Source organism: Mycobacterium hubeiense (genome assembly GCF_002838065.1).
Classification (GTDB): domain Bacteria; phylum Actinomycetota; class Actinomycetes; order Mycobacteriales; family Mycobacteriaceae; genus Mycobacterium; species Mycobacterium hubeiense.
In genome coordinates this window covers 135205-151522 of the sequence record NZ_PIZU01000007.1, presented here as the reverse complement: position 1 = coordinate 151522, position 16318 = coordinate 135205, and the positions used below count along the sequence as shown (strand labels likewise).

The 16318-nt window shown below is 66.9% G+C and carries 12 protein-coding genes and 1 pseudogene; 1 reads left to right on the top strand and 12 read right to left on the bottom strand.

Translation table 11 applies throughout. The annotated features are described in order from the left end of the window. Positions 1-295: 295 nt before the first annotated feature. The 7 genes from ndk to CWS39_RS08315 all read right to left on the bottom strand — a co-directional run bounded on the left by ndk (position 296) and on the right by CWS39_RS08315 (position 9228). Positions 296-712 (bottom strand): nucleoside-diphosphate kinase, encoded by a 417-nt coding sequence (ndk, locus tag CWS39_RS08345; protein ID WP_102142427.1) that lies wholly within the window; start codon positions 710-712, stop codon positions 296-298. Positions 713-723: 11 nt separating this feature from the next. Next, a complete protein-coding gene (locus CWS39_RS08340; RefSeq protein ID WP_102142426.1) occupies positions 724-1119 on the bottom strand; it encodes a DUF4233 domain-containing protein in 396 nt (131 codons plus the stop codon). Further along, positions 1116-2525, bottom strand: a complete 1410-nt coding sequence (gene folC / locus CWS39_RS08335; protein ID WP_102142425.1) for a bifunctional tetrahydrofolate synthase/dihydrofolate synthase — start codon at positions 2523-2525, stop codon at positions 1116-1118. The genes CWS39_RS08340 and folC overlap by 4 nt, the downstream gene beginning before the upstream one ends. Beyond that, positions 2522-5185: a valine--tRNA ligase gene (locus tag CWS39_RS08330; protein WP_102142424.1), complete on the bottom strand. Its 2664-nt coding sequence runs from the start codon at positions 5183-5185 to the stop codon at positions 2522-2524. Before CWS39_RS08330 ends, folC begins: the two co-directional genes overlap by 4 nt. Positions 5186-5271: 86 nt before the next feature. Next, positions 5272-5895, bottom strand: coding sequence for a DUF937 domain-containing protein (locus CWS39_RS08325; RefSeq protein WP_102142423.1), 624 nt, complete (start codon positions 5893-5895; stop codon positions 5272-5274). An 89-nt stretch (positions 5896-5984) separates the two neighbouring features. After that, positions 5985-7235, bottom strand: a complete 1251-nt coding sequence (locus CWS39_RS08320; RefSeq protein WP_102142422.1) for a saccharopine dehydrogenase family protein — start codon at positions 7233-7235, stop codon at positions 5985-5987. Between the two features lie 10 nt (positions 7236-7245). After that, the gene (locus tag CWS39_RS08315; RefSeq protein ID WP_102142421.1) at positions 7246-9228 is read right to left on the bottom strand and encodes a S9 family peptidase; all 1983 of its coding nucleotides are present in this window, start codon (positions 9226-9228) and stop codon (positions 7246-7248) included. 43 nt (positions 9229-9271) lie between these two features. Between CWS39_RS08315 and CWS39_RS08310 the strand changes: the two genes are divergently transcribed. Further along, complete coding sequence (locus tag CWS39_RS08310; protein WP_102142420.1) at positions 9272-10453, top strand: FAD-dependent oxidoreductase; 1182 nt, start codon at positions 9272-9274, stop codon at positions 10451-10453. On the opposite strand, the gene CWS39_RS08305 is transcribed toward CWS39_RS08310, so the two are convergent. The 5 genes and pseudogenes from CWS39_RS08305 to CWS39_RS08285 form a co-directional block, all read right to left on the bottom strand. Beyond that, on the bottom strand, positions 10419-10892 hold the full coding sequence (locus CWS39_RS08305; RefSeq protein ID WP_102142419.1) for a transglycosylase family protein: 474 nt from the start codon (positions 10890-10892) through the stop codon (positions 10419-10421). The genes CWS39_RS08310 and CWS39_RS08305 overlap by 35 nt on opposite strands. A 288-nt stretch (positions 10893-11180) precedes the next feature. After that, positions 11181-11405, bottom strand: a pseudogene (locus tag CWS39_RS08300) (transglycosylase family protein); the annotation flags it as partial. 1113 nt (positions 11406-12518) lie between these two features. Beyond that, entirely contained in the window at positions 12519-13088 is a 570-nt protein-coding gene (gene mobA, locus CWS39_RS08295; RefSeq protein ID WP_102142418.1) for a molybdenum cofactor guanylyltransferase, read from the bottom strand. A 10-nt stretch (positions 13089-13098) separates the two neighbouring features. Beyond that, positions 13099-14181, bottom strand: coding sequence for a 2-oxoacid:ferredoxin oxidoreductase subunit beta (locus CWS39_RS08290; protein ID WP_102142417.1), 1083 nt, complete (start codon positions 14179-14181; stop codon positions 13099-13101). Beyond that, entirely contained in the window at positions 14178-16151 is a 1974-nt protein-coding gene (locus tag CWS39_RS08285) for a 2-oxoacid:acceptor oxidoreductase subunit alpha (RefSeq protein WP_199178008.1), read from the bottom strand. Before CWS39_RS08285 ends, CWS39_RS08290 begins: the two co-directional genes overlap by 4 nt. Positions 16152-16318: the final 167 nt, after the last annotated feature.

Genomic DNA, 16318 nt, shown 5'->3' with positions numbered 1-16318 from the left:
CGGGCTTGTTATGGTCTCGCTCCGAGAAGTCCGCTGGCGAACCGGCTCGGTGCCTGGCTGAATGATGGCTGGACGGTCGGCGCCGCACCGAGAATTGTCACGATGGTCGCGCTCGTCTAAGTCTTCATTCGGGCGTCCGCCCTTGGTATGAGGCCGGTCACCCGAATCCAGTATCCCACATCGCCGGGCGCTGCCCGACCAAGCGGCGCGAACGGGGCGACAGCAGCGAGTTCTGCACCAGGGCTGTGACCGTCGCGAGCACGACCCTCCCGCAGGGAATCGACCGGTCGAGCGGCTATGCGCCGGGAAACCAGAGCGCTATTTCGCGGGCCGCCGACTCGGGTGAATCCGAGCCGTGCACCAGGTTGTCCTGGGTGACGAGTGCCAGGTCACCGCGGATTGTGCCGGGCGCGGCCTTCTCCACCGGATCAGTCGCGCCGGCGATCTGGCGAAACGCGGCGACGGCCCGCGGCCCTTCCACGATGGCGGCGATCACCGGGCCAGAGGTGATGAATTCCAGCAGCGAGTCGAAGAACGGCTTGCCCTCGTGTTCGGCGTAGTGGCGCCGGGCGAGATCGTCGCTCACATTCTTCAGCTCGAGGGCCGCGATGCTCAGGCCCTTTGCCTCGATCCGGCTGAGGATCTCGCCGACCAGGCGCCGCTTCACGCCGTCCGGCTTGATCAACACAAGAGTCTGCTCCGTCGCGGTCACGGAGACACAGCCTAATCCGCTGGTGGCTGCTGGCCCGGCAGCAGTCCCCGCTTCTGCCTACGCAGCACCTCCGCGCGCAGGTACACGATCAGCAGCCATACCGCGAGGAAGATGCCGCCGATGAAGCCGATTCCGGCGTGTACGACGACGCCCGCGATGACGACCACCTGGATCCCGAGGTTCGCCCAGATGGCCCACGACCGGCCCTGGATTCCGGTCAACAGCACCAGCACCACCGCGAGGCCGATCAGATAGCTGCCGCTGAACACCGTCAGCCCGTTGGTGCGGGCCACCAGTGGCAGCGCCAACAGCACCACAATGGCCTCGAGAATCAGCGTGCCGGCCAGGACGCCGCGAAAGCTGCGCCACGGGTCCGGAGCCCCCTTCGTGGGCTGCGCGCTCGTCATTCCGGATCCCGCCCGAATAGTGTGCGCGCCGCGCCGGCGGTGACGACGGAACCGGTGATCACGATGCCGCTGCCGGAGAAACCTTCGCCTTCGAAGCCGGACTCCTCCACCAGCGCGGTGGCCGTCTCGATGCCGTCGGGCAGCGTCGCGGCGGTGACGACGCGCTCCGGGCCGAACCGCTCCTCGGCGCGGATCCGCAAGGAGTCGACGTCGAGCGCGCGGGGTGACCCGTTGTGGGTGACGACGATCTGGTCGAACGCCGGCTCGAGCGCGGCCAGGATGCCGTCGATGTCCTTGTCCCCCATCACCGAAACCACGCCGACCAAAAAGCGGAAGTCGAACTCCTGCTGCAGCGCATCTGCCAACGCCGCAGCGCCGGCGGGATTGTGGGCGGCGTCGATGAAAACCGTTGGGGCGCTGCGCATGCGCTCCAGCCGACCCGGGCTCGTCACCGCGGCGAAGCCGGCGCGCACCGCGTCGACATCCAGCTGCCGCTGCGCTCCCGCACCGAAGAACGCCTCGACGGCGGCCAGTGCGACGGCCGCGTTGTGCGCCTGATGCTCACCATGCAGCGGCAGGAACATGTCGGAGTACACGCCGCCGAGCCCCTGCAGCTCCAGCATCTGCCCGCCGACGGCCACCTGCCGGCTCAGCACCGCGAACTCCGAATCTTCCCGGGCCACAGCGGCATCCGCACGCACCGCCTGGGCCAGCAGCACCTCCATCGCCTCGGGCACCTGCCTCCCGATCACCGCGACGGTATCGGTAGGCACCAGATCATCTCTGGCCTTGACGATGATGCCCGCCTTTTCGGCGGCGATCTCCGCGATGGTGTCGCCCAGATAGTCGGCGTGGTCCACGCCGATCGGGGTAATGACGGCGACGGGGGCGTCGACGACGTTGGTGGCGTCCCAGCGCCCGCCCATGCCGACCTCGACGACGGCGACGTCGACGGGTGCGTCGGCGAACGCCGCGAACGCCATCGCGGTGACGACTTCGAACTTGCTCATCGCCGGGCCGCCGGCGGCCTGCGACTGCTGATCGACCAGGTGCACAAACGGTTCGATCTCCTGATACGTCGCGACGTACCGCGCCGGCGTAATGGGTTTGCCGTCAATCGAAATGCGCTCCACCGCCGACTGCAGATGCGGGCTGGTGGTGCGTCCCGTGCGTCGATGCAGCGCGGTCAGCAGCGCATCGACGATACGGGCCACCGACGTCTTGCCGTTGGTGCCGGCGATGTGGATCGACGGATAACCCCGCTGCGGCGAGCCCAGCATCTCCATCAGCGCGGTAATACGGGCCGTGCTCGGTTCGAGTTTGGTTTCCGGCCACCGCTGATCGAGCAGGTGCTCGACCTGAAGCAGTGCCGCAACCTCATCCGGCGTCGGCGCGGCATCGGTCATTTCAGGCTGGCCAGGCGTGCGGTGATGCGGTCGACTTCCTCGCGAGCCACCTGCTGTCGGGCCCGGATCTTGTCGACGACGTCTGCGGGCGCCTTGGCCAGGAAGGCCTCGTTGCCGAGTTTGTTTGTGGTGCCGGCCAGTTCTTTCTCGGCGGCGGCCAGGTCCTTCTCCAGGCGCCGCCGTTCGGCGGCGACGTCGACGGTGCCCGACGTGTCGACCTCGACCGTCACCGTGCCCCCGCTCAACCGGACCTCGACCGCCGCCGACGGGTTGAAGCCCTCAGCCGGCTCGGTGAGCCAGGCCAGCGAGGTAACCGCCGGGGTGTGGGCGTCGAGGTCGGCCTCGGTGATGCCGATGAGTCGCGCGGGGACCTTCTGGCGATCGGCCAGACCCTGATCGCTGCGGAATCGGCGCACCTCGGTGATCAGCTTCTGCATGTCTTCGACGCGTTGGGCGGCAGCGTTATCCGGAGTGATTCCCGACGGCTGCGGCCAGTCGGCGATGACCAGAGACTCGCCACCGGTCAGGGTCTTCCACAGCACCTCGGTGACGAACGGCATCACCGGGTGCAGCAGTTTGAGCAGGGTGTCCAGCACCGCGGCCAGCACGGCGGTGGTATGGGAAATACCCTGCCCCAGCTGGACTTTGGCCAACTCGACGTACCAGTCGCAGAACTCGTCCCACGCGAAGTGGTACAACGCCTCGCATGCGCGGTTGAACTCGTAGGAGTCGAACGCCGAATCGACCTCGGCGCGGACCTCTTCGAGCCTGCCGAGGATCCAGCGGTCGGCGTCGGTCAGCGCGCCGGCCTCGGGCAGCTCGGCCGGGGCCGCGCCGTTCATCAGCGCAAATCTGGTGGCGTTGAACAACTTGGTCGCGAAGTTGCGCGACGCGCGGGCGTGGTCCTCGCCGATGGACAGATCGCCGCCGGGGCTCGCGCCGCGGGCCAGGGTGAACCGCAGCGCGTCGGCGCCGAACTTTCCCACCCAGTCCAGCGGGTCGATGCCGTTGCCGCGCGACTTGCTCATCTTGCGACCGAACTCGTCGCGAATCAGCCCGTGCAGGAACACATTTGTGAACGGCACCTGCGGCCCCCGCTTGCCGTCGAGGGTGATGGCGGGGTCGTCGCCGACGAAGGTGCCGAACATCATCATCCGGGCCACCCAGAAGAACAGGATGTCGTAGCCGGTGACCAGGACGGTGGTCGGATAGAATTTCGCCAGGTCTTCGGTGTGATCGGGCCAGCCCAGCGTCGAGAACGGCCACAGCGCCGAGGAGAACCAGGTGTCGAGCACGTCGGGGTCCTGCTCCCAGCCCTCGGGTGGGGTCTCGTCGGGCCCGACGCAGATGGTGTCGCCGTCGGGGCCGTGCCAGATCGGGATGCGATGGCCCCACCACAGCTGACGGGAGATGCACCAGTCGTGCATGTTGTCGACCCACGCGAACCAGCGCGGCTCCAGACTGGCCGGGTGAATCACGGTGTCCCCGTTGCGAACCGCGTCTCCGGCGGCTTTCGCAAGCGATTCCACCTTGACCCACCATTGCAACGACAACCGCGGTTCGATCGCCTCGCCGCTGCGCTCCGAGTGCCCGACGCTGTGCAGGTACGGCCGCTTCTCCTCCACGATCCGGCCCTGCTGGGCCAGCGCCTCACGGACCTTCACGCGGGCGTCGAAGCGGTCCAGGCCGTCGAATTCGGTTCCGGTGTCGACGATCCGGGCCTTGGTATCCATGATGTTGGGCATCGGCAGCTGGTGGCGCAGCCCGATCTCGAAGTCGTTGGGGTCGTGGGCGGGGGTGACTTTGACCGCGCCCGTACCGAATTCGGGGTCGACGTGGTCGTCGGCGACGATGATCAGCTGTCGATCGACGAAGGGGTGCGGCAGCGTCGTGCCCACCAGGTGGCGATAGCGCTCGTCGTCGGGATGCACCGCGATCGCCGTGTCGCCGAGCATCGTCTCCACCCGCGTCGTCGCCACCACGATGTGGGGTTCGTCGTCGCGCATCGAGCCGTACCGGAACGACACCAGTTCGCCCTCGACGTCTTCGTATTTGACCTCGAGGTCGGAGATCGCGGTCTCCAACACCGGCGACCAGTTCACCAGGCGCTCGGCTTGGTAGATCAGCCCCGCGTCGTAGAGCCGCTTGAAGATCGTGCGCACAGCGCGGGACAGGCCCTCGTCCAGGGTGAACCGGTCACGGCTCCAGTCCACGCCGTCGCCGAGCCGGCGCATCTGTGCGGCGATCGTGCCGCCGGACTCGCGCTTCCAGTCCCACACCTTGTCGATGAACAGTTCCCGGCCGAAGTCTTCCTTGGTTTTGCCGTCGACGGCGAGCTGCTTCTCCACGACCGTCTGGGTGGAGATGCCCGCGTGATCCATGCCGGGTAGCCACAACACCTCGTAGCCCTGCATCCGCTTGCGCCGGGTCAGCGCATCCATCAGCGTGTGGTCGAGCGCATGACCCATGTGCAGGCTGCCGGTCACATTCGGCGGCGGCAGCACGATCGAATACGCCGGCTTGCTGCTCGATGCGTCGGCGGTGAAGTAGCCGGCCTTGACCCAGCCCTCGTAGATGTCGGACTCCACCGCCCCTGGCTCCCACGATTTGGGCAGGGCCTCGGCCCGTGGGCTGGCGGCAGGCTGAGAACTGGCGGTCACCGGGCCATTCTAGGAAGAACAGGCCACGTGGCAGCGAAAGCCCCCACACGCCAGGCGTATGGGGGCCGTCGCTGTGGGCTTGCCCGTTACTTCTTCCCGCCGAGCAGCCCGCCCAAGATCTCTCCGATGGCGTTGCTCTGCCCGCCGCCGCCGAGCACACTGCCCAGGATGCTGCCGAGCGGGTTGTTGCCGCCACCACCGCCACCGGCTGCGCCGCCGAGGATGCTGCCCAGCACATCGCCGAGGCCGCCACCCGACGGCGCGGCCTGCGCCTGCGCCTCACCACCGGCCGGTGCGGACTGGCGCTGGGCGAACTGCTTGCCGATGTAGGCCAACACGATCGGCGCCAGGATCGGCAGCAGCTTCTGGATCAGGCCGCCGGAGCCCGCGCCGGTGCCGGCCAGCGCCGAGGCGACCTGATTGCTGTCGTTGCCGCCGAAGATCTTGGCGACGAGCTCGTTGCCCTGGTTCGGATCGACCTGGTCGACGCTCACGCCGCCGTCGAGCAGGCCGCTGGTGCCTTGCTGGGCGACCGTCTGCTCGAGGTCGCTGGAGTCGATGTCTTCCGACTGCACGTTTTGCGCAAGGCCGCCGACCAAGGCGGGCACCAGTGTGCGGACGGCGTTGTTCACCTCGCCTTCATCCGCGCCGAGTTTGTTTGCGATGTCCTGTACGGGGATCTGTGCGAAGAGGTCGTCGAGCGCGGCCATGTCATTCCACCTTCGTTGCTGGTTGTTGGTAGCTCGCGAACGACATTAGTCGAACTGATCTTGGTGCACACGGGTTCCGCGCGCGCAGATCAGTTCAACCGGGTCGTCTCCAACTTCACGCCCGCGCCGGGGAATCGGGCCATCAGCGCATCGCCCATCGCGGCCGCGGGGGTCAGCACACCGTGCAGGTCCGACAACTTGTCGCGGTCCAGCGCGAGCGCGAGACCACATTCACCCAGCAACACCGACGTCGCCTTGTACCCGGGGTCGCCCTGCTGCGACATGACGGCCCGATATCGCGCCCCGGTCGTCGTGGTGGTGTACGTCTCGACGGTGTAATGCCCCTTCTCCTGCGTGCGTTCGCTGGGTCCCGTCCCCGGCTTCGGGGCGATGCGTTCGAGGACTTTGCGCGGGAGCCGGTTGAACAACCGGCTACCCACGGCCATGACGGCGGCGTTGCCGCCCGTCATCATCGCCGCCGCGACCGGCGCCGCGATCGACTTGCCCACGCTCATCTGCTCGGCGTACTCGAACCGGCGGCCATAGGCGTAATCCAGTAATGCGTTGCTGCGTCGCACAATCCGGGTGTTTGCCGCGGCCATCACAAACGCGCCTGTCCAGTAGCCATCCAGCTCGGGCGCGATTTCACGGCCCCGACGCCAGCGGATGTCGCGTTGCGCGCCAAGCTCAGGCTCCGCGGCCCGATCCGGGCTCAAGGTGTACGGGTCGGTCATCACCCGCCGCGCCTCGGGGTCGGAGGAGGCGGCATTCAGCACCTCCATCATCGAAGCGACGGTGCCGCCGGAGACCCCGCCGGCGAACGAGCGCACCACAAGGTTGGTGTCGCCGAGCTGGCCTTCCCCATCCTGCTCAGCGCGCCGATACAACGCGAAGACAGTGAGATCCGAAGGGACGGAGTCGAATCCACAGGAGTGCACGATCCGCGCGCCGGTGTCGATGGCTTGCTTGTGGTACTCGTCGATGCTGTCGCGGATGAAATTGACCTCGCCGGTCAGATCGGCGTAGTCGGTGCCGGCCGCCGCGCACGCGGCCACCAGCGGCAGGCCGTATTTGGTGTAGGGGCCCACGGTGGTCACCACCACCTGGGTGCGGGCCGCCATCGCGTTCAACGACGACGGGTCCGACGCATCGGCAGTGATCAACTGCCACGAGGCTGCGTTGTCCCCCAATTGCTCTCGAACGGCGAGCAGTTTCTCCTGGGATCGGCCGGCAAGTGCGATGCGCGCGTCGCCGCCGGCCGTGGCGAGGTAGTGCGCGGTCAGTTTCCCGACGAACCCGGTCGCTCCATACAGGACGATGTCGAACTCACGCTGCGTCATGAGCGCGACGCTACCCGAGCATTTCGGGCGGTTGGGCGTCCTCACCGAACAGGTGGCGGGCCAGGAACGCGCTGACGACCTGGTACCAGATCTTGGCGTGCGGAGGGTGGCGTACCCAGTGGTTCTCCGACGGGAAGTACAGGAACTGGTGCGGGCTGGTGCCGTCGTCGTCGGCGGGCAGCCCGGACTTGGTCAGCAACTCATACCAAAGCCGCAGCGCCTCGCCGATCGGCACCCGATAGTCCTTGTCGCCATGGATGACGAGCATCGGGGTGCCGATGTGCTCGACGAACCGGTGCGGCGAGTTCTGCTCGGCCATCTCGGGCGTCATCTCCCGCGCCCACCAGTAGGCGCCGTCGGTGGTGGCGCCGAACTGGTCCAGCGCCCACAAACTGGCGTGGGTGACGATCGCGTCGAACCGATCCGTATGCCCGGCAATCCAATTGGCCATGTATCCGCCGAACGAACCGCCCATGGCTGCCGTGCGTGTCTCATCCACCCCGGGATGTGCGCACGCGGCGTCGGTGGCGGCCAGCAGATCGGTATACGGTGCCGAACCCCAAGCGCCCCAGCCACGTTGAATGAAGTCCTGCCCGTAGCCGGTGGACAACGCCGGATCCGGCATCAACACCGAATAACCTTGCGCCACCATCAGCCAGGGGTTCCACCGCCAATGCCAGGCATTCCAACTGGCCAGTGGACCACCGTGGATCCACAGCAGCAGCGGCGCGGGCTCGTCTGTTTTGGGCAGCGCCAACCACGACCGGACCGGCGTCCCATCGTCGGCCGTCGCGATGATTTCGGTCAAAGTGCCGGGCAGACCCGGCAATTCGACGCACGGCAACACCGTCACCGCGCCGTCGGGATCGATCCGAACCGGATGTGGCGGCGCATCATAGGAACTGCGCAGCGCGAAGATCACCCCACCGGGCGCGGTGCGGACGTCGCAGTAGGTGTAGTCGTCGTCGGTGATCCGGGTGACCGAGCCCGTCACCGGGTCGACGGCGAAAATCGGGCCGCGCCCGTTCTCGTCGGCGGTGACGATGATGCTCGAGCCGTCCACCGCCCAGGTCACCGACGTGGGCCACCGGTCCCACTCTGTCCCGAGCTCAACGAACGGCTCTGCGAATCGCAGACAGCACAACGTGATTCGTGGTGCCTTGTCTGGCGTGGAGTGGGTTTCGCGGGTGAAGGCCACCGCCGAACCGTCGGGCGAGATCGCGGGCAGCTCCAGGTCCGCGTCGGGATCGTCGGCGATGGTGGTCCGTTCCCCGCTGTCGAGGTCGATGCGCACCAACGTGCCGCGAATGGACGCCCGCGGTCCGGGGTCGTGCCACGACGTCACGAGGAAGCGTCCGTCGGCGCTGACGTCGAAATCGGCCTCCCGCAATGCATCACCGGGTTGCGGCGTCAGGTCACGCGGGCCCTCGGCGTCGAGCAGATGCGGATGGTCGGGCCCGAGGTCGTGATCCCAGTACCGCACCGGATATCCGGTGTGCAGCACCGCGGAGATCTTGTTGTCCTTGCGCAGCGTTCGCAGTCGTTTGTCCTCGTCGATGCCCTTCGCCGATCGCAGCAGCGGGGCTGCGACCACGGTGGTCGCGGCGTCACGTGCGGTCTGCACCTTGGTCACCCCGCCGGGCAGCGTCAGCTCCTCGACCGCTTCACCGCCCGCCGCGGGCAACCGCCACAGCGCCGCGGGCGGCTTGTCGTCGTCCTCGGTCGGGCGGACCGCGATGAACAACACGTCACCGTCGGCGGTGAAGACGGGTGACGACTCGCCCTTCGCGCCGCGCGTGAGCCTGCGCACCGGCCGCTCACCCGACGGGTCGAGTTCCCACACCGCCGTGACGTATTCGGTGCGCTTGTCGTTGAGTTCGGCGATGGTGGTCACCACCCGCGAGCCGTCCGGCGACACCGCCAGGCCCGACACCCGCGGCAGGGCGACGAACGCGTCGAGGTCATGAAAGGGCGTCGACGGTGCAGAAGTCATGCCCCGTTGGTAGCACACCCACCCGACCGTTTACGTTCGACGGATGGCGCAGCAGATCCTGGTGGTCGGGGCGGGTATCGCAGGTCTGGCCACCGCGGTGGCCCTGCAGCGGCGCGGACACCGGGTCGCCATCGTCGAATCGCGCACCGACACGTCATCCGGCGCGGGCATCAGCATCTGGCCCAATGCCCTGGCCGCGCTGGACGACATCGGACTGGGAGACCGTGTGCGTGCGGCCGGCGGACCGGTGGCCGCGGGAGCGCTGCGCTGGCGCGACGGGAGGTGGCTGCGCCATCCCACCGCGGACCGGATCGTCAATGCGTTGGGCGAGCCGTTGGTGGTGGTGCAGCGGTCAGCGTTGATGGACATCCTTACCGACGCGTTGTCCGACGGCACGCTTCGTCGCGGTGTGGCGGCACAACACATCGTCGCCACCGATTCCGGTGTACAGGTGACGTTGTCGGATTCGACGACCTGCTCGGTCTCGGGGGTCATCGGCGCCGATGGCATCAACTCGGTGGTCGCGCGGCACCTCAACGGACCGCTGAACCACCGCTATGCCGGCTACACCGCGTGGCGCGGGGTCGCAGAGTGCGCGCTCGACCCCGATCTCGCCGGCGAAACGTTGGGCGCAGGGCTCGAATTCGGTCACGTCCCGATGGGGCCGAATCGCACATATTGGTTTGCCACCGAACGAGCGCCGCAGGGCAACGCCGCACCGGACGGCGAACTGGCTTATTTGCAAACCAGGTTCGGGGCGTGGGCGCAGCCCATCCCGGCGCTGCTTGCGGCCACCGACCCCGCGCAGGTGTTGCGTAATGATCTGTACGACCGCGATCAGGCGCGACGCTGGTCACGCGGCCCGGTGGTGCTCGTCGGCGACGCCGCGCACCCGATGCGCCCGCATCTGGGCCAGGGCGGCTGTCAGGGTCTGGAAGACGCTGCCATCCTGGCCCGCTTCGTCGATCACACCGCAGATGTGTCGGCGGCCTTCGCCGGGTTCGAGGCGTTCCGGCGCCGCCGGGTGCGCTCATTGGTGCGTGAGTCGGCGTGGATCGGCAGGGTCGTCAACCTGCGTCCCGCGTTGTTGAGCGCCCTGGCCAGTCGCGCGACGGTCCTGGTGCCCGAGGCGGTGCTCACCCACCATCTCGCCTCGGTGGCGGCCCGTTCGGCGTTCGTCGCGCCGACGCTCAGCGAGGCAGGCCAAGCGCGGCCAGCGGGCTGAGGAACGTCGAACACACCTGGCGCAGGTCCACGATGCCCAGCACACTGCCAACCCGAATAGCATCGCAGCCGATCGGGGCGTTCGTCGCCCAGACCGCCGGGCCGGCGCCCCGCGTACCGCAGGTGGGCCAGGCGTCCAGCCCCTGAGCCGCCAGGACGTTCTCAGCCACGCGAATCTGCTCCTCGCGCGACGCGGTTGCCGGCGACCCCACGCCGCCGTGTGCGGCCCAAGTGGTCGGTTTGAACTGCAGGCCGCCGTAATGCCCGTTGCCGGTATTGGTGGACCAGTTACCGCCGGACTCGCATTCGGCGATCGCGTCCCAGTTGACGGTGTCGGCGCGCGCGCTGCCCGTCGACAGGATCAGCGGCACCAGGGCGAGCATTGCGGTGATCGCGGCCAGCCACAGACCTTTGAGCAGTGATTTCCCGGTGTACTTCATTGCGGTCCTTCCTCGACCGGTTTCACCAAGGACCGCAATGAAGTACACGCGGTCAACAGGTTCTTCGTGTGACGCACATCACGCGTTACAGGGGAGGCTGAAGTTTTCTTCCGAGACGGGACTGACCAGCGAGAACGCTGGGAAAAATGAGAACGGTGCCGGGCATGCTCGCCCGGCACCGTCTCCGAAAATGACCTAACTTGCGCGCGTGAGATTGCACTGAGGGCTGTGGTTTCCCGGAAATCACGACCCTGTGCGCAATGTCAGCGCACAGCGCGAGGCTGGGTACTAGCCCCGCTGACCGCAGACCGGCCACGCGCCGATGCCCTGCGAACGCAGGACGTTCTCGGCAACCCGGATCTGCTCGGCCTTGGAGGCCTGGTGCGGCATGCCCGAGCCACCGTTGCTGCGCCAGGTGCCCAGCGCGAACTGCAGGCCGCCGTAGTAGCCGTTGCCGGTGTTGATCGACCAGTTGCCGCCCGACTCGCAGGCAGCGACGGCGTCCCAGTTGACGCCGCTGTCCGCATTGGCGGTGGTCGCCAGCGCGATCGGTGCCACGGCGAGCGCCCCGGCGACGGTGGCCAACCCAAACGTCTTGCGGATGTTCTTCAACTTCGTTCCTTTCGCCAAGCGCGTGCCACCCACACCCGCGCGTCACGCGGGCGTAGTTCCCATGGAGGTGAAGAGCTGGGCCGCGCCGTCTCGGTCAGGCGCGACAGGGGACGGCTGCTGAAGGCTCTGCGCCTATTGCCAGCCCCACTCACACGCAGCTTCGTGGTTTTGAAATTATTTGCTCCGTTTCGGAGCTCTCAGGGACCGTACAAAGCCCGTGGCGAGAAGTCATATCGGTGAACGGCCGATAGCGGTTAGATCACGGACAGATCACGACGCCATCATCGACATCATCTGTGCAGGTCACTCTGCATTCCGCGCGGACGGTCAAATCTGCTAACAGGGCGACATTTTGTGACCCAAATCACCAGGCTTTTGTGAGCTGGGCCACGCGGACCGGGGAATTAACCCGCGCCTGCCGCCCTTCGTCGGCGCTAAACCGCAGGTGAGAGCACCTGCGAGCCCGCGTTGACGCGCCCTCGTACCCCCGCGGCGATTCGCTGGTTCGGCTTACCCATCCGGGTTGCCCAAACTCCTTGATGCGACGGGGTATTCGGACGCAGCCTACGATCACCGACGGTGCCCGGCCGGGCCCTGACCCGACCGTGTCTGGCGTTAATCACATTGCTACACAACAAATTCGGCATAACGTCAGCATCGCGGAACCCCAGCACCACCCGTCGCCTGCGCCTCCCCCGGCGCGTACACCGGCACCACCCCTCGATATGGCCGCTTTTGCCGACTAGCCGGGAACCAAAACCAGGGCCGCCGTCGCCCGAATTTCCCCACTGCGGCCGGTCTCGCAACGCGAAATCCCCGCCGCCAGAAGCATTCTCGGTGCCACACCGTAGCCTCTGGGCGCAAAAAAGTACGACGGATCGAGAAATAGAGACAGCCAATAACGAACAGATATGCAGCCAATTACCGGGAGACGAACTGCCAATTTAGCGGAAAAGGATCAAATAGCGATCCAAATACAATTTGCTGACAATTTCGGGACGCGCTGTGGCAAGTTCAGGGCAGGTCTGCGGGGGTGTTGACGTTGGTCAGAGCCCGTTGCCCGGGTGACATCACGATCCGTTGCGTATCGACGCGGTCAACCAGCGCCCGCATGCTGCGCTCCCCCGCGGCCACCAACTCCGACGCCCGCTCGTGCAGTGCGGTGCGGTACACGCCGGCCAGATAGTGGTCGCGGCCATCCCACGGCAGCACCGCATCGACGCCGAGACGACTTGCGCGACGGGCAAGTTCGTCGATCAGCTCCGTGGTCAGAAACGGCATGTCGACGGCACAGACAAACGCCCACTCGCAACCTGCCTCGGCGGCGGCCCGTAGTCCGCGACCGGTCGCGAGCAGCGGCCCGACACCGCGCACCTCATCACGGAGCACCTCGGCGGGCAGTGGCGGCAAGGGTTGGCCGGGCGCGGCGATCACGAAGACGGGTGAGCACCGCGGGCCGACCGCGGCGACGACATGCTCGATGAGAGTCTTTCCGTCGTACGGCAGGGTGGCCTTGTCGCGGCCCATCCGCCGGGATGCCCCGCCCGCCAGCACTACCGCCGCCAGCGGAACGGTGGACGTCACGCCAGTGACGTTAGTCGACGGTCCAGGTGTCTTTGCCGCGCAACAGCGATTGCAGCGCCGCCGTGTCGTGCGCCTTGGCCTCGCGCGCGGAGGCGACCTGCGCACGGGCGGCGTCGTCGTAGGTCGGCTTGCTGACCTGACGGAAGATGCCCATCACCATGTGTTCGAGGTTCTGCTCAGAAAGCCGCGACAGCGCGAAGGCGTACGCCGGATCCTCGACGTGGGCGTTGTGCACGACGATCTCGTCGGCGGACACGTCGGCGGTCTTGGCGACCTCCAGGCCGTAGCCGGACTTGACCACGCAGTACTCTCCGTCTGCGCCGAAGATGATCGGTTCGCCGTGTGCGACGTTGATCAGCCGTTCCTCGGCGCCTTCCTTGCGCAGCGCATCAAAGGAGCCGTCATTGAAGATCGGGCAGTCCTGCAGGATTTCGACCAGCGCGGCGCCGCGGTGCGAAGCGGCCGCCCGCAGCACTTCGCTCAACCCCTTGCGGTCGGAGTCCAGCGCACGCCCGACGAATGTCGCGTCGGCGCCCAGCGCCAGCGACACCGGGTTGAACGGATAGTCCAGCGAGCCCATCGGCGTCGATTTGGTGATCTTGCCGACCTCGGAGGTCGGCGAGTACTGCCCCTTGGTGAGCCCGTAGATCCGGTTGTTGAACAACAGGATCGTGATGTTGATGTTGCGGCGCAGCGCATGGATCAGGTGGTTGCCGCCAATCGAGAGTGCGTCGCCGTCGCCGGTGACAACCCACACCGAGAGGTCCTCGCGGGCCAGCGCCAAGCCGGTGGCGATGGTCGGGGCCCGGCCGTGGATCGAGTGGAAGCCGTAGGTTTCCAGGTAGTACGGGAAGCGGCTCGAGCAGCCGATGCCGCTGACGAACGCGATGTTCTCGCGGCGCAATCCCAACTCGGGCAGGAAGTTACGAATCGTGTTGAGGATGACGTAGTCACCGCACCCGGGGCACCAGCGCACCTCCTGGTCGCTGGTGAAGTCTTTCGCCTTCTGCGGTTGGTCGGTTGTGGGCACCCCGCTGGTCTTGGACAGACCGCCGGGTGTCAGTCCGAGATCCGCACCGATCAGGTCAGTCATGCGTTCACTCCCACGCCAGTCGCGTCCGCGTCGGCGGTGTCTGGCCCCTCGATGGTGGCCGCCGCCAGCCGGGCGAATTTGGCCTTGTCGATTTCCTTGTCGCCCAACGTCCCGTCCAGTGCGGAATCGATGATGTCCTCAACCTCGTCGGCCAGAAACGCCATGCCTTCCACCTTGGTCACCGATTGCACGTCCACCAGGAACTTGCCGCGCAACAACAACGCCAGCTGGCCGAGGTTCATCTCCGGCAGCACCACCTTCGGGTAGCGCCGCAGCACCTCACCGAGGTTGGCCGGGAACGGGTTGAGGTAGCGCAGATGCGCCTGGGCCACCTTGATGCCCTTGCGGCGGGCGCGCCGGCACGCCTCACCGATCGGGCCGTATGAACTGCCCCACCCGAGCATCAGCAACTCCGCATCGCCAGTCGGGTCGTCGACCTCGAGGTCTGGCACCGTGATGCCGGCGATCTTCTCCTGGCGCAGCCGCACCATCAGGTCGTGGTTCTTGGGCTCGTAGGAGATGTTGCCCGAGCCGTTGGCCGCCTCCAGCCCGCCGATGCGGTGCTCCAGACCGGGAGTGCCGGGGATGGCGAACTGGCGGGCCAGCGTCTCGGGGTCACGCGCGTACGGCTGGAACGGCTCGCCCGCTTTGGCGAACGTGTGCTCGATCGGCTCGAACGTGCTGATGTCGGGAATGCGCCACGGTTCTGACCCGTTGGCGATCGCGCCGTCGGACAGGATCATCACCGGCGTGTGGTAGTTCACCGCGATTCGCGCCGCCTCGATGGCGATCTCGAAGCAGTCCGAAGGGGACCGCGGCGCCAGCACCGCGACCGGCGATTCGCCGTTGCGCCCGAACAGCGCCTGCAGCAGATCGGCCTGCTCGGTCTTGGTCGGCAGACCGGTTGACGGGCCGCCACGCTGCACGTCGATGACGATCAGCGGCAGCTCGGTCATCACGGCCAGGCCGATGGCCTCGGATTTCAGCGAGATGCCGGGGCCCGACGTGCTGGTGACGCCCAGCGCGCCGCCGTAGGACGCGCCGATCGCCGCGCCGATGCCGGCGATCTCGTCCTCCGCCTGGAAGGTGAGCACATTGAAGTTCTTGTGCTTGGAGAGCTCGTGCAGGATGTCCGACGCCGGCGTGATGGGGTAGGTGCCCAGCACCACCTGGATGTCGCCGAGGTGACCCGCCGTCACGATGCCGTACGCCAGCGCGGTGTTGCCCGAAATCTGGCGGTATTCACCGGTCTTCAGCTTGGCCGGGGCCACCTCATAGGTGGTGCCGAAGGCCTCGGTGGTCTCGCCGTAGTTCCAGCCCGCCTTGAGCGCGAGCACATTGGCCTCGGCGATTTCTGGCTTGCGGGCGAACTTCTCGCGGATAAACGCCTCGCTGTGCTCGAGCTCGCGACCGTACATCCACGACAGCAGGCCGAGCGCGAACATGTTCTTGGCGCGTTGCCCGTCCTTCTTGGAGGCGCCGATCTCCTCGACCGCACCCAGCGTCAGTGTGGTCATCGGAACGGCCTGCACGACGTAGTCGGACAGCTCGTCGTTCTCCAGAGGATTGCTCTCGTAGCCGACCTTGGCCAGATTGCGCTTGGTGAACTCGTCGGAGTTGGCGATGATCAGGCCGCCGCGGGGCAGGTCGCCGACATTGGCTTTGAGCGCGGCGGGGTTCATCGCGACCAGCACGTCGGGGCGGTCACCCGCGGTCAGGATGTCGTAGTCGGCGATTTGGATCTGGAACGACGAAACGCCCGGCAGGGTGCCCTGCGGGGCGCGGATCTCGGCGGGGTAATTCGGTTGTGTGGCAAGGTCATTGCCGAACAGTGCGGCCTCGGAGGTGAACCGGTCACCGGTGAGCTGCATACCGTCGCCGGAGTCGCCGGCGAAGCGGATGACGACCTTCTCCAGCTTCTGCCGAGGGCCCGAAGTGCCGGGACTGACCGCGTTGTCGATGGCCCCCACGACGCCTGCCTTCCGTGCTGATCGGGCGAAGTCTTCCGAGTCGCAGTCACGCGGACGCGCCGCCGGTTGACGTTCACCAAAGTTTTGCTGTCACTACCAGTACCGATTATTGCACTTCTCTTAGGCTGCGCTTCACCGGACTCGCGGGTGACTTGCGGGTGAGCACC

What these genes read in the sequence shown, in the direction of transcription:
- CWS39_RS08315 (WP_102142421.1), bottom strand. Translation starts at nt 9,228, where the DNA reads ATGACTTCTGCACCGTCGACGCCCTTTCATGACCTCGACGCGTTCGTC.
- CWS39_RS08290 (WP_102142417.1), bottom strand. Translation starts at nt 14,181, where the DNA reads ATGACTGACCTGATCGGTGCGGATCTCGGACTGACACCCGGCGGTCTG.
- CWS39_RS08320 (WP_102142422.1), bottom strand. Translation starts at nt 7,235, where the DNA reads ATGACGCAGCGTGAGTTCGACATCGTCCTGTATGGAGCGACCGGGTTC.
- CWS39_RS08305 (WP_102142419.1), bottom strand. Translation starts at nt 10,892, where the DNA reads ATGAAGTACACCGGGAAATCACTGCTCAAAGGTCTGTGGCTGGCCGCG.
- CWS39_RS08325 (WP_102142423.1), bottom strand. Translation starts at nt 5,895, where the DNA reads ATGGCCGCGCTCGACGACCTCTTCGCACAGATCCCCGTACAGGACATC.
- folC (WP_102142425.1), bottom strand. Translation starts at nt 2,525, where the DNA reads ATGACCGATGCCGCGCCGACGCCGGATGAGGTTGCGGCACTGCTTCAG.
- CWS39_RS08340 (WP_102142426.1), bottom strand. Translation starts at nt 1,119, where the DNA reads ATGACGAGCGCGCAGCCCACGAAGGGGGCTCCGGACCCGTGGCGCAGC.
- CWS39_RS08310 (WP_102142420.1), top strand. Translation starts at nt 9,272, where the DNA reads ATGGCGCAGCAGATCCTGGTGGTCGGGGCGGGTATCGCAGGTCTGGCC.